We start from the raw sequence: 18552 nt of genomic DNA on the forward strand, positions 1-18552 counted from the left end.
GGGATTTTGTATAACCTTCCATAATATCTAATTGATTTTTAGCAACTTCATCAACATATTATTTTTATTATTTATTTATATAGATATAGCAGAGTTTAGCTAAATCTTCAATAGGCCATATCGCAAAAGGAGCAAAAGCATCAAGTGGAGTAAGTACATTTGCTAATGCAGTAAAACTAGCAAAAGAATTGAAGCCTACGCTTGAAATGTTACAATCATTTAAGAAAGAGGCTTCCTATGCATTCTCTAGTGTTGGTGGAACTATCATAACCAAAATACCACAAGGTGAATTGATAGAAGCTTATTATAAGTTTGCGAAGTCTAAAGATGGTGGTAACGGTAAACCTAGCAGTAACAAAAATAAAACTGTAGATAATTTTGATGCAAAAACAGCTACCAATAAGCAAAAAGGTAATTATGGTGAAATAAAATCTAGTGACAATTTATTGAATAATCAAAGTTTAAAAGAAGCTGGATTTGATTTAAAACCAGTCGGAAAAAGTGCACCAACAGGTATAAATGATAAAATAGTAAAAGGAATTGATGGATTATACGAAAATGCAAATCAAAATTCAAATATTAAATATGTTATTGATGAAGCAAAGTTTGGTAGTTCACAATTAGGAAAAACTAAAGATGGACGACAAATGTCAAATGATTGGTTGAATGGTGCGAAGACCCGAAAAAGTAGGATATTGAAGGCTGTTGATGGAGATGCAAAATTAGCATCAAAGATTACGAAAGCATTACAAGATCAGGAAGTTGAGAGAGTGTTATCAAAGGTTGATAGTAGTGGAAATGTGAAAACATTTAGAATAGATGCAAAGGGAGACATAATTGGAGAATGGCCATAATTTAAGGCACTAGGAGGAATTGAATAGTATGAGAGATCCTTTATGTATAGAAGAAAAATGTAGAGAAGGAATAGAATATAATAAAGAGTTTATTGAGGAAAATAGAGAGGAGATTAAAAGTTTTGAAGAAGATGAAAGGAATGGTATTCAAAGAAAGGCTAAAGATAATAAAAGTCTTATAGAAGGAAGGTATCTATTAAATTTTAATTATGAGTTAGAGGATATTAACGCAAAATATTCCCTAGGAGAAGCTATCCATACAATAGAAGGAGATTTTGACAACGCTCTTATTGATTTGGGGCATATAGGGGAAAGAGAAGTTGGATATTTAAATCTAATTTGGATGATATCTCTAGGAATTTTATTAGAGACGGAGAAAAAGAATCTTGTAAGTTTAGCTAAGCTAGTTGAGAAGGAAAATATGAATGACGCAGTAATTGATTTCCTCTTATGCGCTAGTGATATTGGATACACAAACATGACGAACAGATATTATAAAGAAAATCCATATGCAAAAACGAGAGAGATTATAGAACTTGCACAAACAGATAAAAAAGAAGCGTCTAAAAGATTACAAACGTACATGGAGAAAGAATGGTTTAGAGGCCATTATGATTATGAATGGGAAAATGCGCATAAAGAACCTGGATATGTAGGATATTGGAGTTTTGAAACGGCAGCGCTTGCAAAAATTTTGGAACTGGATGATATAAGTTTAAAAGATAATAATCACTATCCTTATGATTTGGCACATTATAAAAATGAAATGAAATTTAAGCATATAGACCTAAGTGAATATCACTATGAAGATGAGACAGAAGAAAATGAAGAAATAGTAGAAGGAATTGAACATAATCCTGCATTGGAAAATATTATTCCGCCAAAATGGCATTCATTGGTCAATGAATTAATACATGACTATGAGAATATGGATGATAGTAGTTTTTATGAAAAATACAAAAAAACGATAGGAATAGGTCAAGTGTGGTTCTTACCACAAGAGTATGAAGAAGAAAATGAGCAAAAAAACCTATTAGGAAGTTTAATTGTGTTTGCCCTGACGGTAAGAGATTATATATTACAATTGGACTATAAAGAAGATTTAGAGGACTACATTGATAATCTTAAAAATTTCTGGAATGGATCAGAAACAAAGTTAGTTCAATTCGTTTTAGAGAATGATCAAAATTATTATGCATGGGTACCGAAAGAAGTAAATATCCCAAATATGTATGAAGTGAAGATAGAGAGTGTTGATGTAGAGGAAGTTCTATAACGAACAAATTGTTCAAAGCAAAATTTTTGAATTTATGGTAAATGCAAATAATAAAATCGAGAAACGTTCTGAACGATTATATAAAGCGTTACTAGTTAAATAGAGAGACAATTAATAAAATTTAACGATAAGATTGTGATAGCGAAAAATGTGTTGCAACAAGAAGAGGTGTATTTACAAAGATCTATTGGTTGTGATGAAGGTGATTCAGGTTGGTATATAGGTCCTAACAATGAAGAAGTATCAGGAGAATTGGAAATCATATATGCCCATGAATTATTAAAAATGAAACCTGAAATTATTGAAGTGCTAGCCTTACCGTATAATTATTTAGTAGTATTTGAGAAGGACGAAATGAAAGTGATTTTAAATGAATGTGATGTTGATATTTGGGGTGACACAGATAAGAAATGAAGTGAATATCAATTGAGACTATTAACGATCATGGTAAGTCTATAAGTGTTGACTTACAGTATTTATTTTATAGAATATGATGAAAAAAATAGAAAAGAGGCATATTTTTAAGAGGTTTATAAGGTAGGAGGTAGGGACTATTAACTATGAAAATTTATTATTGTGACGAGTGGTCAGATATTAGAAAGAAACCTTGGAATATGATTGATGAGTGTAAAGCATATTTGTGTCATCAAAATAACGAACCATATACGGCCTTGTTAATTGAAGGTGAAAGGATTAAGTATGTTATTAATATTACAAAAGATTGGGTTTCAGTTGGGTTTTATGATGAATTAGTTCGTAAGTATTTAAATTATGATTTTGAAGTTATAAATGATAATAGAATTTTCTTAAGAACAGCTATGTATTGGGAATATAATGATACGAATAAAAAAGAAAAAACTAGCATGATTTTCAATTTCCACGAAAATGGTTATACAGTAATGGAAAAGGTGGATGTGAATAGAGGGTTAGTTGAGGAACGAGAGAATCATGATGATCCTGAAAATAACTGGGATGTGTTTCCTAATTTTGGTCATTATATTCATTTGTGCAGAGAGGAAAGATAATGTATTTATACAAGGTGTCAAATGCCCAATATGAAAATCAAGAGAGTTAAGCACTTCATTGTCAACAGACGACAATAGGTGCTTTTTTTACGTGGAGTAAAGTAAAAATATAAGTTTGCTTGTTGCTCTGTTTCAACTTCGTGTCATATGTTATAATTTTCTAAAAATATATTCTTAATTTTTAGAAAATTTAAAGGTGGTAGGTTACTATATGAGTACATTAAAGAAAATTACGAACAATATTTCGAAGGTTATTATAGGAAAAGATGAAGCGATTGAACTTGCAGCTATAGCTCTTATAGCAAGGGGACATATTTTATTAGAAGATGTACCTGGGACGGGAAAAACAACATTAGCAAAAAGTTTGGCTAAAAGTGTAGACGCTAAATTTCAAAGGATCCAATTTACAGCGGATACTTTGCCGGGCGATGTTATTGGTCTCGAATATTTTGATGTGAAGGAATCGGAATTTAAAACGAGGTTAGGGCCTATTTTTGCAAATATAGTAGTAGTGGATGAAATTAATCGAGCTGTACCGAGAACGCAATCTTCGTTACTGGAAGTGATGGAAGAACGTACTGTTACAATTGCGAAACAGACACATTCATTACCAGAACCTTTTTTAGTAATTGCAACGCAAAATCCTCTTGAGTCGGCCGGTACATTTCCTTTACCTGATGCTCAGTTAGACAGATTTTTACTCACAATACGCCAAGGTTATCCTACGAGAGAAGCTGAAAAGGAAATGATGAATCGTTTTCAAATGAATGATCCGTTAGAAACGTTACATTCAATAATTTCAACTGAAGAAATTATTATAGTGCAAAAACGAGCAAGAGAAGTGCTAGTAGGGAATGATGTGCAAGATTATCTTCTTGAAATCATTGAGGCAACGCGTAAACATGAGTTAATTGAAATTGGTGTAAGTCCGCGGGGTACTTTGGCATTTATGAGAGCAATTCAAGCAAGGGCAATATTAAATGAAAGAGAGTATTGTACGCCAGATGATATTAAGACGCTTGCTGCAGCCGTTTGCGCTCATCGTTTAACGTTAACGATTGAGGGGGAGATGAAAACGACGAAAGAACAAATCATGAAAGAAATTCTTCATACAATTAATGTGCCAGTGGAGAATGTACAATGAATCAACAACTTGTGTATACACCGTTAGCGGAGCCTTTCGTAATTGGAGTTATGTCAGTTGTAGCCGTTATTTTATGTGTATTTTCAAGTAATCTACTGTTTTTATCTCTCGTATTTTTATATGTAATTTTAATAGGTGCGATGCATGTGTACATACGTACAGTATCTCGTGTTGAATGGGAATACAGTCAAGGGAATTCAAATATTTTTATAGGTGAAGCGAATGTGTGCAAAATGAAAATTTCAAACAAGTCGTTATTCCCTATTTTCAATATCGTATTTCGATTTAAATGTGAAAATAAGTTAACTTGGAATCATGATGAAATAAACAAAAATACGAATACAGGTTCAAATTATTATATGAATTTACATTTAAAAGGAAGAGAGTCAGTTTCATTTGATTTGCAAGCTGTAGCTGTAAAAAGAGGAATTGCGAAATGGGAAGAAGTTGAAATTGTCATTATGGATCCCTTTGGATTCATAACGAACCATATAACATATAAACAAGTTGAAACGCCGTCCTATTTAGTTTTACCAGCTGTTCCGAAAATGCAAGTTCCTGAATTGCAAGAATGGTCACGAGGATTTCGAAAAGCTATGTCATCACCCTTATATGATGAAACGAAAGTAATGGGAGTGAAATCGTATGAAAATGAAGATTTTCGTTCTATACACTGGAGTGCAACAGCGAAAACAGGGACGATAACTGCGAAAAAGTACGAGCGAACACAATCAGACAAATATGCGATATATCTCAACTTGCAAAATAAAAGTGGCATTTCTTTGCGAAATGATACAGAGGAACTAATTGAATTAACGGCAGGCATATGTAAACAATTGCTCATACAAAACTGCTCATTTGAAGTATGGATCAATAGCGTAAAAGATAATGGATTATTGCATATAAAGAACGGTCATAACCGGAAACATTTGCAAAATGTATTAAAAGTACTTGCCGCAATATCGGACCAAGATACGCCTGTATCTTCTACTTATTTTTACACAGCAGGCTTTCGTCGTAAAGAACTGGATGCGGTTCCTTTAATTCTTGGTACTTCACCAAAGAAATATAGTAGAACGAATAAATGGGTTGTAATAAAAGAATAAGAAGGGGTTTATGTCATGGCTAATAAAGAGCGACATATGAAAGGGAAGATTTGGAGTGTTAAAGTTTTCATGATACTTTTCTTTACGGTTAGTGCGATAACGTTATCACAAGGTGTTGTGCATGTACAAGACATGGTAAAAGGGCTTTTTTCTAGTAAGACGGAGACAATATCGGAAAGAAATTATGATTTTACTAGTTTAGACGAACAGTTTGATGAACCTGAAAGAATTATAGATGAAGAAACAGGAGTTGTAGATACAAGAACAAAAATAGATAGGAAAATTCCACTTTTTGTACGAAAAAATTCATGGACTGATGTGTTTTCTGTTCTTTCAAATTCATGGGTTAGTGTCGTTTTTTATGTATTTATTGCAGTGGTCATTCTATATGCTTTTTATAAATTAATGAGGAAAAAGGCAAAGAAATCAGAAATAGGACAGGATAAACAATCGATAACAAAAGAAAGAACGGATAGAACCGAAAAGAACAAGAAAGTGATGCATCAGTTTGAACAGCCGTTACCTAAAGACACGATAAGGAAAACGTTAGTTGAGTGGGAAAGAACTTTACCATTTCACGAACAGAGAAGATCCTATGAAACGATGCAACAATGGTTAAGCAGAATTAGTAGAACGAGAAATATTACTTCGTTATATGAGTCTGTTCGTTATGGTGAAAAGACGTATACGGAGTTAGATGTGGAAAAAATAATGAAGTGGGTAGAGGGAGATGGGAAGGTGGATACGTAAATATCCACCTTTACTTTTTGTAGAGAAATTTGATTATCATGAATCATTTTCATATATAAAACTGCCTTTAAATAAGAAGATGGTATTAACTGTAAATTAACTTTATTTACTTATACTTCATTACATGTTAACCTATACTTAATTTTTATAAATTATAATTAATTTTTAAGTTTTTTAAGGGTGTGAAAATGTAATGAAATCGGTATTGAAAAGCATACTTATTTCCTTTGTTTTTTCTGCAGTAGGTATGTGTTGGTTGTTGTTCTTATTATTCAAAGAGGACGGAGACTGGTTATTGTCTTGGGTAGGTGTATTAATGGCATTTTTATCTTTATACACGTTAATAGATTTATATTGTAAGTATACATACGATATAAAGTTAAGTAAATTGTTTATTAAAGCAACAGTTACTACCTTTAGTTTTGCCGTATTGGGAATCACCTTTGGTATTGTACACGAGCTATTACAGCCATGGAGTCTCAGTTTAATGGTTTGGTATTGGTTGTTAGTGTTACTTTTATTTTTAGCGACCATAATATTATTAGTTTTTGTAGTATTTGTTAATCGAAAAAATTATAATATCCCTGGAAGATATAGAATACTTATACTGCTAAATCTATTTCTTACGTTAGCGCCAGTACTGTGGCCATTACTACTTACTATTATCGGAAATGGCATGAACGCTAGTGCAGGATGGTAAAAGTGAATGAAATGACAAGTTGATATAGGGTTTTAATTATGTAAGAGAACGTGTTTTCATAAATTGAAAACACGTTCTTTTTTATTTTCATACATTACTTTTCACATCTGGTCGTCAAATTTTGAAAGTAAGTATTTCGTAAGGAATGGATAAGAAAAAAGAAAGTTTTATCATTTAGGATTAAGGTATAACTTGAATCAATACGATTTTAAAAGAGGAGAGAACCTTATGAAAAAATGTACTTCAATAAAGTTAGGAAGTTTGGCAGTGTTAATAGCGGGTACTACTCTATTTACACCAGGTTTTACTGTAAAAGCAGAGTCTACTCAAAATATTTCTAGTTCGTCACAAGCACATGATCAAAAGAATCGGAATGGCTGGAAACAAGTAATGCAGGAAACGGTACAGCTTGGCACACCAGGTATATTAGCTAAGGCTTTTAACAACGGAAAAACTAGTAGCTACACTGCTGGCGTGGCGGATTTAAGTACAAAGAAATCGATGAAATCGGATTATCGTTTTCGAATTGGTAGTGTGACCAAGACTTTTACTGCTACGACTGTTCTTCAATTAGTAGGAGAAAATCGTGTGCAACTTGACGATCCAATTGAAAAGTGGCTACCAGGTCTCATTCAAGGAAATGGGTATGATGGCAATCAAATTACGATACGTCAACTTTTGAATCATACGAGTGGTATAGCTGAATACTTAAAATCAAAAGACGCTGACATAATGAATTCGAAGAAAACGTATGCAGCAGAAGAAATAGTAAAGATAGGACTTGCTCTACCTCCAGATTTTTCGCCAGGTAAAGGTTGGTCGTATTCAAACACAGGATACGTAATACTAGGAATGATAATTGAAAAAATAACTGGTAATAGTTATGCAGAAGAAATCGAAAAGCGCATTATTGAGCCTTTGGAACTATCAAATACGTTTTTACCAGGTAATTCACCCGTCATCCCAGGAAAGAATCATGCTCGAGGGTATATGAAAATTGACGAAACAAGTGAATTGAAAGACATGACGTATTATAATCCGAGTTTAGCTAATTCAGCGGGAGATATGATTTCAGATGCGGACGATTTAAATAAGTTCTTTTCATCTTTACTTGGTGGCAAGTTACTAAAGGAAACTCAGCTAAAAGAAATGTTGACAACAGTTCCTACAGAAAGAGAAGACATTGGTCATGGATATGGTCTTGGGATCTATGAAACTAAACTTCCAAACGGTGTATCAGTTTGGGGGCATACAGGAGGAATCCCTGGATTTACTACTTTTGCTGGTGGAGTAATGGGTGGCAAACATATATTGGCTGTCAGTACTAATTCTTTAGGTGTGATTGATATTGGTACACAGTTTAATAAAATGATGCAAATTGAATTTAAGAAATAATAGATGAAAAGAGTTCTACTATAGAGGTATATAAGGACTTGTATGTGATTTAATTGTTATTAAAATATAGTCTTAAAAAATCCCGAATCATGAGCAATTTACTTCCCATGATTCGGGATTTTTATGTGCTGTTACAAGAAAAGTAATGATGTATTTAAATTTTTTCATTTTACTATAAATCTATTATATTTATTTGATATTTCTTATTTATAGTGACTTTTACATTTTTAAAATATTGCAACATACAAAGGTAAGTAGTTATAGATTCCGGAGTTAATAATAAGTAAATTCTGATTTTTGTTGAAAAATATTTAAATGTATTTCCTTAATTTACATAATAATGTACTTTTGTCGTATGAATTAATATCTTAAAGCGTATTAATGTTGACGCATTTCCGAAGGATAAAACAAAACATTTTTGGAAGATGAAAAATAGAACACATATACAAGTCCTTTTTCAAAAGAAACAATATGTATGAATTAATAACAAATAGAATTAAGTATACAAAAATAGATAATTATGATTTGTGTCTAAATGATTGACTATTATGAAATTAATGATTAATATAGGTTTTATATTTTAATTCCATTTTTATTACAAATATGTATTTTATTACAATTTAAATTGTGTTTTAAACTATAATTGAATATATTGTGAAAAAGAATAGGGAGCGGGAACAGCAATAGAAAAGGCTATCTTTTCAAATTGTGTAATGAAATCAAAGGGAGGATAAATATGTATAAACAAGTAGTAGAACTGTTAGAAGAAGCGGCTATATCGTATAAACAATATACACATGAGCCAATATTAGATTATGAAACAGATAGAAAAATTAGAGAAAGGTTTAAATTAGAAGGTGTACCCAGTAAAAGTTTATTTTTAAAAGATAAATCAAATAACTATTACATATTTGTAACTGTTGAAGGAGAAAAATTAGATTCAAAACTTATGAAAGAGTTGGTTGGAAAAAGGATTTCTATTTGTTCAGCCGAGGAGTTAATAGAAAAAACTTCTTGTGTTCCAGGATGCGTATCTCCATTTGGCTATTCAAATGAAATCACACTTATTATAGATCGAAAAATTTATAACTATAATAAATTTTTGTTATCTCCCGGTATACCTGAGATAACAATTGAAATACCTACAAAAAGTATAAATGAAATTTTAAATATTGTTGAGAATGATATTTTACTATATGAGAAAAAATCATAAATATATTAGGAGGGATTTTAATAATGCCAACTACAAAAATGTATTTATACGATCAAAAGAGAATAATTGAAGAACAAAATAAAGGGATTTTAGATGAGTGGAAAACTGTATCTTTCAATAATTTTCACGATAGCATTTTAGATCAATCTAAACCATTTCCGTGTTATTTTGCAGTGGATTCTGAGAAACATGGTTGGTCTAGATATATATTTTCCGAATCGGCTTATGATGAAAATGGATTGTTCAAACTAAGAGATGGGATTTATGAATATATTAAAACATATCAACAAATTGCAAAGAGAACTACTTTAGTAATATTTTTTAAACCATCTAATAAACAATTACTGGCTGAAGAATACAAAAAACAATTTTGGAATGTATTACAATTTTTAATGAGAAATGATCCGGAGCCATGGAATGCAGAAATACCAATAGATCCTTATAATGCTAAATGGGAATTTTGTTTTGGTGGTGAACCTATATTTGTCGTTTGTAGGGCTCCAATATATTCTGAGAGAAAAAGTAGATATACAGGAACCGGCCTTGAAATTACGTTACAACCTCGAGGTACTCTGGATGATATTACAGGTGATACAAAACAAGGGAAACAAGTGCGGAAAGTGATTAGAAAACGTTTGTTAGCATATAATGATATTCCAATGCATCCAGATATAGGGGATTACGGAATAAAAGAAACCTTTGAATGGAAACAATATATGTTACCAGAAACAAATGAAGAAAGTGTAATGAGATGTCCTATTACGGGGTTGAAGAAAAATGATTAGCATGATATTCAGTTATATATTATTAGGGATTTCATTGTCTGCACCAGTCGGTCCGATTAATGTTGCTCAAATAAATAAAGGAATAAAAAATGGTTTTTTGAGTGCATGGTTAGTGGGAGTCGGGGCAATGTCAGCAGATGTTGTAATGATGTTTTTAATTTACTTTGGTATTTCGACTTATTTAACAACCCCAGTTGCTCAACTTTGCATTTGGATTTTTGGTTTTGTAACGATGATTTATTTGGGTTATGAAAGTATGAAAGAAGCTACTAAACAAGTTCAATATATTTCATCAGGTGAAAAAGAACATCCTTTAAAATCTTTTCTATCGGGGTTTGCTATCGCAATTTCTAATCCATTAAATATTATTTTTTGGATAGGGATATATGGATCAGTTCTAACTAGTGCCATGAATACTATTGGAAAAGAACAAGCTTTATGGTATAGTGCAGCCATTTTTGCTGGGATTATGCTTTGGGATATATTTATGGCTACATCTATTCATTTTGGTAGAAGATTTATTAATCATATAGTAATGAAATGGATTTCTATAGTAGCAGGCATTGTTTTAATTCTGTTTGGAATATATTTTGGCTACGAGGCAGTAAAAGGAACTGCTCAACTATTGTGAACTTTTTGACGATTAGAGAGAATAGTGATTTATTAGAAATTTATTCATCGCGAATCTTTTGGTTTTTGAATTTGTTAATCGATGGGTATAGGTTAATTCCATATAGTAAAAGACTTATAGAATCATTCTATAAGTCTTTTTATTGCGGTATAGCAAAATATATAGGTACATTCTCTTCTCACAAGGAGAAATAAAATTCTTAACAAGAGCGATAAAATAAATATATAAGCAGTAAAGCAAATTTCAATCAAAGTAGCTTGTTTGCATTTCAAAAATCTAGAATATTTTTAATTGCTATGAATGACTTTCACACCTTTTGCCGGCACCCCTGCAACGACGGTGTTTGCAGGTACATCTTTTGTAATAACTGAACCTGCAGCAACAATTGAATTGTTCCCAATTGTAACACCAGGAAGTATTGTTGCGCTAGAACCAATCCATACATTTTCACCAATTGTAACAGGGGAAGCGTATGTCGTATTTCTTGTTTCTAAAGTTAGCCCGTGATTAAGTGTGGCAATTGTAACATTCATACCGATCATACAATTGTCTCCTATATGAATTCCGCCTCTATCTTGAAAGGAACATCCAGTGTTAAAAAATACATTTTTTCCAATTGTAATATTTTTACCGAAGTCTGTATGAAACGGTGGAAAACACATAAAAGATGGATCCATGTTGTTACCTGTTAATTCACTAAATATCGCTACAATCTCTTCTTTAGAATGATAAGATGTATTTAATTTCATTGTTATCTTCTGGGCTTCATAGCTACATTGAACTAGTAGATCATGTAATTCTTTATCCTCGCCTGAAATAGGCTTGCCGGCCTTACAAAAATTTATAAAATCTTTCATATCCATTGTTATACTCCCCTCTAAAACGCTAATCTTTTCAATACAATCATAAAATGATACGATTCCAATATCAAATACCTATATTAAATACATTCATATGCTTATTAGCTATATGTAAAAGGAGACTATCGTGGAAATTCGAGTGTTACGCTATTTTATTGCTGTAGCAAATGAAGAAAGTATTTCAGCAGCTGCAAAACAATTACATTTGTCACAGCCAACATTATCAAGGCAACTGAAAGATTTAGAAATGGAATTAGGAATAAATTTATTTATAAGAGGAAATAGGAAAATATCATTAACAGAAGAGGGGAAATACTTATTTAAAAAGGCGAAGGAGATTGTTGATTTAGCAGATAAAACGGAAGCGAACTTAAAAGATTCAAAAGAAATGATAAGCGGGGAAGTTTACATTGGTGCCGGTGAAACTGAAGCGATGCATCTTATTGCGAAAACATTAAAAGTATTAATAAAAGACTATCCAAATATTCGATTTCATTTGTACAGCGGAAATGCTGATGACATTAAGAGTAAATTAGATAGTGGATTATTAGATTTTGGTGTCGTTATAGAGCCAACTGATAAACAAAAATATGAATATGCACAATTGCCAGCTAAAGACACTTGGGGTGTATTAATGTGTAAAGATAGTCCTTTATCGGATAAACAAGTTATTAGCTCAGTGGATTTAATAGAGAAACCATTATTCATTTCACGACAATCTACTGTTAGTAATGAATTAACAGGATGGTTTGGACAAAGTATAGATAATTTAAACATTGTCGCAACCTATAATTTGCTTTATAATGCAGCACTTATGGTTGAAGAAGGTATTGGATATGCATTATGTATAGATAAGATAATTAACACTTCAGGAAATAGTAAACTTTGCTTTAAACCATTACAACCTAAATTAGAAGCGAACTTAAATATTATTTGGAAAAAGAATCAAGTTTTTTCAAATGCAGCCCATGCCTTTATAAATCAGCTCCGAAATAGTATGAACTAATCATAATTTGAAATGCAAAGTAAAAAACGTGCCATCGTATTAAGGTGACACGTTTTTTACTTTACGAAATAGTCGTTATTCTTTCGAAGATTTCAGTAAAACAACTGCACAGAAATGTTTATGTTCAAAAGGAGAAGTAGTGAACAATAAAAACGATATTGATTCTGAAAATTGTTATTTTTATGATTATTAAATATAATAGGGGTACGTATTTAGTGGGCTTGTATGAAAAATAGTTTATTTAATTAATTATTTTTCATCTTAACTAATATAGCATTGGAGTTGAATACAGTGGAACAAAAGGATTTCAGGTGGAGTAACAAGCAATTAAGAGAACATGTTGAAATAATAGATGGCAAAAGAAGTCCGCACATTTTATTTAAGAATGCAACTTATTTAAATTCCTATATGCACGAGTGGATGCAAGCAAATATTTGGATCTATGATGATCGCATTATTTATGTAGGAGAAAGACTGCCAGCGCAACTACATAAATGTGAAGTCATTGATTGTGATGGAAAGTATATAGTTCCAAGTTACATAGAACCGCATGCACATCCATATCAATTATATAATCCAGAAACGTTAGCAAATTATGCGATGCAGTTTGGGACGACGACTTTTATTAATGATAATTTAACTTTATTTTTCACATTACAACGTGAAGAAGCATTTCGTTTATTAGATGAATTTGAAAAGATTCCAGCAAGTATGTATTGGTGGTGTCGTTTTGATGGACAAACTGAATTGCAAAACGGGGAATCTTTATTTAATCGTGAAGAAATAATAGAGTGGCTTAAGCATAAAGCAGTTCTTCAAGGTGGCGAGCTAACAGCGTGGCCAAAGTTATTACATGGCGATGATGAAATGTTACATTGGTTGCAGGAAACGAAACGATTACATAAAAAAGTGGAAGGACATTTTCCAGGAGCATCTGAAACGACTTTAGCGAAGTTAAAACTGTTAGGTACAGATTGTGATCATGAAGCGATGACAGGACAGGAAGCTTTCACTCGTCTTATGCAAGGTTACACGGTTTCCCTAAGAAATTCTTCAATACGCCCAGATTTAGAAGTGTTACTCAAAGAATTGTTGGAACTAGGAGTAAAGCAGTTTGATAGATTTATTCTTACTACAGACGGCTCACATCCTTCGTTTTATGAAAATGGAATGACAAACGTAATGATAGCTACCGCGATAAAACAAGGAGTGCCAATAATAGATGCTTATCATATGGCAAGTTATAATATCGCTCGTTATTATAATATGGAACATCTACATGGTTCAATTGCGACAGGTAGAATTGCTAATATTAATATTTTAGAAAGTAAAGAAAAACCGGTTCCAATAAGCGTAATTGCAAAAGGGAAATGGGTGAAGCGTGACGGAATAAACAAAAATGAATCATTACAAATAGACTGGAGTAAATTCAAAGTAACTCCATTATTATTAAACTGGTCCATAGAAAAAGAGGATATGATTTTTTCTCATAACATGGGTATACATTTATTGAATAACGTTATAACTAAACCATACACGAGTGAAATTGATTTAAACTGTGATGAACTTTCTCTAGATCATGATGAGTGTTTTCTTATGATGATTGCTCGTGACGGTACGTGGCGAGTGAATACAGTTGTAAAGGGGTTTGCGAAAGAACTAGGTGGTCTTGCTAGCTCTTATTCTGGTACCGGCGACATCATTCTTATTGGGAAGAATAAAGAAGATATGCTTACAGCTTTTCATAGAGTAAAAGAGCTTGGCGGGGGAATGGTAATAGCTGAAAAGAATGAAGTATTACACGAAATCGCATTACCATTGCTCGGGATTATGTCTAATTTAAAAATGAGTGAATTAATACAGGAAGAGAAACAGTTGGTGAAATTATTGCAAGAGCGTGGCTACAGGTATGACGATCCGGCATTTACCATTTTATTCTTTTCTGCGACGCACTTGCCTTTTATACGGGTAACGCCTATAGGACTATATGATGTGAAAAATAGTAAGGTAATGGCTTCACCGGTAAATTTAATAAAGCAATGTTAATGTGAAAGGCTCTATAAAAGTCCAATTTATAGGGCCTTTCACATTGTTAGCATAAGAATATTGTAAGACTCAAATGATATAGTATATAAATCATTTGAGGTGATATGTAAATATGAAAAAAATATTTTACATTTTAAGCGTATTTATTTTGTGTGTATCGATACAACACGTTGTACATTCCCAATCAGATGCACCAAGGTTATCTTCTGATTGTCTTGAAAAAAGGAAAATTCGAGATGAGAAGTATGTGAAAAACATTATGAGGGACATTAAATCTACGTTTGATTTAAATATTGATGCACACAGTTTTTGGGAAGTAAGTAAAAGAGATCTGGAGGCTGCCCATTTGATGTATGGTGGAAAGGAAAATGATTCTTATTATAATTCGCTAACTAAAATTTATGATAGTGGTGGATTTAGCGAGCAGCCCAGCTTATTTGTGAGGGCGCAAGAAGCATTTTTACTTTATAAAGAAAAAGATAATATTAATGTAATGAAACGCCTTAAACTAGACGTTGAAAAAGGGGAATGGCTCGTTATAAAAACGAAAAAGAAGAAAGGGAAAAAAGTGAAATTCAAACCGTTACAATGTGAAAAAGATTATCTGAAAAAGAGAAATGAGTACCATAATGTAAAATGAAATAACGGAAATTTTGAAGGGGAAAAATTCCGTTAAGAATTGTAAATGAAGCGGTAGAAATTACTAATAATTTCACCATAAAAAAACGTCATTTTTTATTTTTAAAATGACGTTTTTTTATATACTTAAAGCTTTTGCATTGCACTTTCAATCCTCTTTACCAAATCAGCAGACACTTTATGAAAATACCCCAAAACAACCTTTCGAATATCATCAGAAATAACTTTCATATCACTAGCTAAGTTTTTAGCAAGATGTTCTTTTTCTATCGGTTTTAACTTCGCATAAAATTCACTAGGCTGCGTAAAGTCATCCTGTTTCGTAATAGAAGTTCTTTCAAGTTTACCTTCAACGTATCTTCCGTCACCGCTCGTTATTTGATTAGCAGGCGTCCAATTTTGCTGTTTGTTAATCGCCAATTTGCGAAATTCGGAACCAATTCTTCTTCTTTGAGAATCACTGTAAATGTTAGCACGCCCTTGCAGCATTTTATCATCTGATAGTTCTGCACCGTCTAGTAAATTAGAAGGGGAGAAGGCGACTTTTTCTACTTGCTCCATATAATTTTCAGGATTTTTATTTAATACCATTTTGCCTACTGGTATAAGAGGATACTTCTTTTCATCCCATACTTTTGTATCATCTAAAGGGTCATAAGAAAGATGTGCTTCATCTTTCGGATCCATGAGCTGGACATATAAACCGTATTCTACTGGTTTACCATTTGCAATTGCATCATATAAATCTTTCCCGCTATAATCAGAGTTTTCAGCAGCCAGTTTATTCGCTTCCTCACTAGTAATGTATTGTACACCTTCAAAGGGGTACCAATGATACTTTACATACTTTCGATTACCTTCTGCATTTCTCCATACATATGTATTAACACTATGTCCTGGGATGTGGCGAAGACTTTTGGCCGTACCAGCATCAGAATATAAATGGACAACGAAATGAATGGATTCAGGCGCTCTAGCGACAAAGCTCCAAAATCTATTAGGGTCTATTAAGTTATTTATAGGTGAAGGTAACAACGCTTGAATCGTTTCAGGGAAACGCATCGGATCACGAACGGAAAAGACAGGGATGTGATTACATAAAAGATCGAAAATGCCTTCTTCTGTATAAAACTTTGTAGAAAAACCGCGTACATTTCTAGAAGTGTCAGGTGTTCCTTTCGTACTAACGGCTAATGAAAATCGCACCATAACAGGAACTCTCGCATTAGAATTTTGTAAAAAACGTAGTTTAGTATGTTCAGACATTGGATAGATCGTTTGAAAATAACCGAACACACCAAAGCCTTTTACATGAACAGGTCTTTCTAAAATTTTTTCGTGAATAAATTCTTGTAGCGTCTCGTGAAGTACACTATCTTGCTTTAGAACAGGTCCACGTGAACCAACTGTTTGTGAGTGAAGTATAGCTTGTTCATTACGTTCTCTATTTTCATTAAAGTCATTCCCTAGTAAAGATTGCCCCTGTTTATCATAGTTTTCATCCATCTATATAGCCTCCAAATCTTTTTTGTCCATTGTTACTAAATATGATTTCATAGCCTTGATTATGTATGACACGCAAAGTCCAAAATGGTAACAGACCGCTAGATGAAAAAAATGCACATGTAGTGGACCTGTTGAAATAGAAGAAATTATGGAAAAATGAATATCGGGAAGAAAATTACTATGAAAATTTCAATCTAAAAAATGAATTTATACATGATTTTATAGAGAATGAACATAAATAAACAGGGAAAATAACTAGGAGGAATTTAAAATGTCGGATTGGTTTCAATTAGATAAAGAATATATGATGTCTACGTATTGTCGTACGAAGGTTGCGATAGAAAGAGGAGAAGGTTGCAAACTATATGATGTGGATGGTAAAGAATATGTAGATTTATTTTCTGGTGTCGGAGTGAATGTATTAGGATACAATCACCCGAAAATCGTGCAAATGACAATGGAACAAGTTACGAAATCGTTGCATCTTCCATTTCATTTTTTAAATCCAGTTGCGATTGAGTATGCAAAGAAATTAGTTGACTGCTCTTTAAAAAACGGAAAGGTCTTTTTTACAAACTCTGGTACGGAAGCGACAGAAACGACATTAAAATTAATTGATAAATATAGAGCTAATACGGGAGAGGAACGTGAAGGAATCGTAGTGCTGAAGAATAGTTTCCATGGGCGTACGTTAGGAGCACTTCATTTTACGAGACAAGAAAGTGTATATCAAAATTTCCCTAAAACATCGATTCCGGTATATGAAGTAGAGCGTGAGAATATAGAGCAATTAGAAGAAACAATCGTTAAAGAAAATCCAATTGCGATTATGCTAGAGCCTGTATTAGGCAGCGGGGGGATATACCCTTTATCAAGTGAATATTTACATGGTGTTCAAAACTTATGTGATAAATATAATGTTATTCTTATCGTTGATGAAGTTCAAAGTGGTATGGGGAGAACTGGTAAACTATTTGCTTATCAAAATTTCAATATTACTCCGGATATTATTCAAATTGGTAAGGGAGCAGGAGGCGGGATACCGCTAGGTGGAATCATTGTAGGTGAAAAGTTATGTGATGTATTTGCACCAGGAGATCACGGCACAACGTTTGCTCATTCTTCAATGGGAACCGCTTTAGGGTTAACGGTATTAAACACATTGATTGACGATGGTTTAATGCAAGAAGCGTATGAAACGTCACACTATCTAAATGATAAATTGCAAGAAATTCAGAAAGAAAATTCTTATTATATTCAGGAAGTACGCCATGCTGGTATGATGTTTGGAATTAGTTTGAATGATACGAATGGAAATGTAAAGAAATTACAGGTAGAGCTAATGGAGAAAGGGATGTTAGTTGATGTTACACAAGGGAACATCATCCGTTTACTTCCTCCATATATAATTAAAAAAGAAGAAATTGATGCATTTATTACTCAATTTATTTCTTGTATGGATAAAGTTGCTGCTGTAGTAAGTGCTTAAAAGTTAAAAGCTAAATTTTATATAAAGTGCACTCTAATTGTTAAAAATAGTTTTACAATTGGGGTGCATTTTTTATAGTTGAATTTTGTAAAATACAGTTGTTGGTAAATGATAACGAAAAAAATAG

The 18552-nt window shown here is 32.6% G+C and carries 17 protein-coding genes and 1 pseudogene; 16 read left to right on the forward strand and 2 right to left on the reverse strand.

Annotation, left to right across the window (positions count from 1 at the left end):
• Nucleotides 1–206: 206 nt before the first annotated feature.
• The 12 genes and pseudogenes from DT250_RS05250 (at nucleotide 207) to DT250_RS05305 (ending at nucleotide 10879) form a co-directional block, all read left to right on the forward strand.
• Nucleotides 207–854 carry a hypothetical protein gene (locus DT250_RS05250; RefSeq protein ID WP_255450013.1) on the forward strand — a complete coding sequence of 216 codons (648 nt, stop codon included), beginning with the start codon at nucleotides 207–209 and terminating at the stop codon, nucleotides 852–854.
• Nucleotides 855–882: 28 nt separating this feature from the next.
• Nucleotides 883–2130 carry a PoNi-like cognate immunity protein gene (locus tag DT250_RS05255; RefSeq protein WP_149212729.1) on the forward strand — a complete coding sequence of 416 codons (1248 nt, stop codon included), beginning with the start codon at nucleotides 883–885 and terminating at the stop codon, nucleotides 2128–2130.
• Nucleotides 2131–2229: 99 nt separating this feature from the next.
• Nucleotides 2230–2544 (forward strand): annotated as a pseudogene (locus DT250_RS05260) (immunity protein Imm33 domain-containing protein); the annotation flags it as partial.
• A gap of 146 nt (nucleotides 2545–2690) precedes the next feature.
• Nucleotides 2691–3155, forward strand: a complete 465-nt coding sequence (locus DT250_RS05265) for a hypothetical protein (protein WP_149212731.1) — start codon at nucleotides 2691–2693, stop codon at nucleotides 3153–3155.
• A 211-nt stretch (nucleotides 3156–3366) separates the two neighbouring features.
• Entirely contained in the window at nucleotides 3367–4299 is a 933-nt protein-coding gene (locus DT250_RS05270) for an AAA family ATPase (RefSeq protein WP_149212732.1), read from the forward strand.
• Nucleotides 4296–5405 (forward strand): DUF58 domain-containing protein, encoded by a 1110-nt coding sequence (locus DT250_RS05275; RefSeq protein WP_149212733.1) that lies wholly within the window; start codon nucleotides 4296–4298, stop codon nucleotides 5403–5405. The genes DT250_RS05270 and DT250_RS05275 overlap by 4 nt, the downstream gene beginning before the upstream one ends.
• A 15-nt stretch (nucleotides 5406–5420) precedes the next feature.
• Nucleotides 5421–6155 carry a signal peptidase II gene (locus tag DT250_RS05280; protein WP_149212734.1) on the forward strand — a complete coding sequence of 245 codons (735 nt, stop codon included), beginning with the start codon at nucleotides 5421–5423 and terminating at the stop codon, nucleotides 6153–6155.
• A 193-nt stretch (nucleotides 6156–6348) separates the two neighbouring features.
• Nucleotides 6349–6855 (forward strand): DUF3902 family protein, encoded by a 507-nt coding sequence (locus DT250_RS05285; protein WP_097857780.1) that lies wholly within the window; start codon nucleotides 6349–6351, stop codon nucleotides 6853–6855.
• A gap of 228 nt (nucleotides 6856–7083) precedes the next feature.
• Nucleotides 7084–8250 carry a serine hydrolase domain-containing protein gene (locus DT250_RS05290; protein WP_060487218.1) on the forward strand — a complete coding sequence of 389 codons (1167 nt, stop codon included), beginning with the start codon at nucleotides 7084–7086 and terminating at the stop codon, nucleotides 8248–8250.
• A 736-nt stretch (nucleotides 8251–8986) separates the two neighbouring features.
• Nucleotides 8987–9463: a YbaK/EbsC family protein gene (locus tag DT250_RS05295; protein ID WP_000278060.1), complete on the forward strand. Its 477-nt coding sequence runs from the start codon at nucleotides 8987–8989 to the stop codon at nucleotides 9461–9463.
• A gap of 23 nt (nucleotides 9464–9486) precedes the next feature.
• Nucleotides 9487–10248: a YqcI/YcgG family protein gene (locus DT250_RS05300; RefSeq protein ID WP_149212735.1), complete on the forward strand. Its 762-nt coding sequence runs from the start codon at nucleotides 9487–9489 to the stop codon at nucleotides 10246–10248.
• The gene (locus tag DT250_RS05305; RefSeq protein WP_149212736.1) at nucleotides 10241–10879 is read left to right on the forward strand and encodes a LysE family transporter; all 639 of its coding nucleotides are present in this window, start codon (nucleotides 10241–10243) and stop codon (nucleotides 10877–10879) included. The genes DT250_RS05300 and DT250_RS05305 overlap by 8 nt, the downstream gene beginning before the upstream one ends.
• Nucleotides 10880–11166: 287 nt before the next feature.
• Here the strand turns inward: DT250_RS05305 and DT250_RS05310 are convergent, their stop codons facing one another.
• Nucleotides 11167–11742, reverse strand: coding sequence for a sugar O-acetyltransferase (locus DT250_RS05310; protein WP_149212737.1), 576 nt, complete (start codon nucleotides 11740–11742; stop codon nucleotides 11167–11169).
• 124 nt (nucleotides 11743–11866) lie between these two features.
• On the opposite strand from DT250_RS05310, the gene DT250_RS05315 reads away from it, so the two are divergent.
• From DT250_RS05315 to DT250_RS05325, 3 genes are all read left to right on the forward strand, one after another.
• Nucleotides 11867–12745 (forward strand): LysR family transcriptional regulator, encoded by an 879-nt coding sequence (locus DT250_RS05315; RefSeq protein ID WP_088609185.1) that lies wholly within the window; start codon nucleotides 11867–11869, stop codon nucleotides 12743–12745.
• Nucleotides 12746–13036: 291 nt separating this feature from the next.
• Nucleotides 13037–14791 carry an adenine deaminase C-terminal domain-containing protein gene (locus DT250_RS05320; RefSeq protein WP_149212738.1) on the forward strand — a complete coding sequence of 585 codons (1755 nt, stop codon included), beginning with the start codon at nucleotides 13037–13039 and terminating at the stop codon, nucleotides 14789–14791.
• A 112-nt stretch (nucleotides 14792–14903) separates the two neighbouring features.
• Complete coding sequence (locus DT250_RS05325) at nucleotides 14904–15431, forward strand: hypothetical protein (protein ID WP_088609183.1); 528 nt, start codon at nucleotides 14904–14906, stop codon at nucleotides 15429–15431.
• Nucleotides 15432–15556: 125 nt separating this feature from the next.
• Here DT250_RS05325 and DT250_RS05330 read toward each other — a convergent pair whose 3' ends face one another.
• A complete protein-coding gene (locus DT250_RS05330) occupies nucleotides 15557–16936 on the reverse strand; it encodes a catalase (RefSeq protein WP_149212739.1) in 1380 nt (459 codons plus the stop codon).
• A gap of 271 nt (nucleotides 16937–17207) precedes the next feature.
• Between DT250_RS05330 and DT250_RS05335 the strand changes: the two genes are divergently transcribed.
• Nucleotides 17208–18425, forward strand: coding sequence for an aspartate aminotransferase family protein (locus tag DT250_RS05335; RefSeq protein ID WP_097908312.1), 1218 nt, complete (start codon nucleotides 17208–17210; stop codon nucleotides 18423–18425).
• Nucleotides 18426–18552 lie beyond the last annotated feature (127 nt).

The organism is Bacillus sp. AR2-1 (genome assembly GCF_008368755.1).
GTDB lineage: Bacteria > Bacillota > Bacilli > Bacillales > Bacillaceae_G > Bacillus_A > Bacillus_A wiedmannii.

Bases quoted from the DNA above. Each gene is read 5' to 3' on its own strand.
- DT250_RS05265 (WP_149212731.1), top strand. From the start codon at position 2,691: ATGAAAATTTATTATTGTGACGAGTGGTCAGATATTAGAAAGAAACCT.
- DT250_RS05325 (WP_088609183.1), top strand. From the start codon at position 14,904: ATGAAAAAAATATTTTACATTTTAAGCGTATTTATTTTGTGTGTATCG.
- DT250_RS05250 (WP_255450013.1), top strand. From the start codon at position 207: ATGTTACAATCATTTAAGAAAGAGGCTTCCTATGCATTCTCTAGTGTT.
- DT250_RS05330 (WP_149212739.1), bottom strand. From the start codon at position 16,936: ATGGATGAAAACTATGATAAACAGGGGCAATCTTTACTAGGGAATGAC.
- DT250_RS05305 (WP_149212736.1), top strand. From the start codon at position 10,241: ATGATTAGCATGATATTCAGTTATATATTATTAGGGATTTCATTGTCT.
- DT250_RS05270 (WP_149212732.1), top strand. From the start codon at position 3,367: ATGAGTACATTAAAGAAAATTACGAACAATATTTCGAAGGTTATTATA.
- DT250_RS05300 (WP_149212735.1), top strand. From the start codon at position 9,487: ATGCCAACTACAAAAATGTATTTATACGATCAAAAGAGAATAATTGAA.
- DT250_RS05255 (WP_149212729.1), top strand. From the start codon at position 883: ATGAGAGATCCTTTATGTATAGAAGAAAAATGTAGAGAAGGAATAGAA.
- DT250_RS05285 (WP_097857780.1), top strand. From the start codon at position 6,349: ATGAAATCGGTATTGAAAAGCATACTTATTTCCTTTGTTTTTTCTGCA.
- DT250_RS05290 (WP_060487218.1), top strand. From the start codon at position 7,084: ATGAAAAAATGTACTTCAATAAAGTTAGGAAGTTTGGCAGTGTTAATA.
- DT250_RS05310 (WP_149212737.1), bottom strand. From the start codon at position 11,742: ATGGATATGAAAGATTTTATAAATTTTTGTAAGGCCGGCAAGCCTATT.
- DT250_RS05275 (WP_149212733.1), top strand. From the start codon at position 4,296: ATGAATCAACAACTTGTGTATACACCGTTAGCGGAGCCTTTCGTAATT.
- DT250_RS05335 (WP_097908312.1), top strand. From the start codon at position 17,208: ATGTCGGATTGGTTTCAATTAGATAAAGAATATATGATGTCTACGTAT.
- DT250_RS05280 (WP_149212734.1), top strand. From the start codon at position 5,421: ATGGCTAATAAAGAGCGACATATGAAAGGGAAGATTTGGAGTGTTAAA.
- DT250_RS05295 (WP_000278060.1), top strand. From the start codon at position 8,987: ATGTATAAACAAGTAGTAGAACTGTTAGAAGAAGCGGCTATATCGTAT.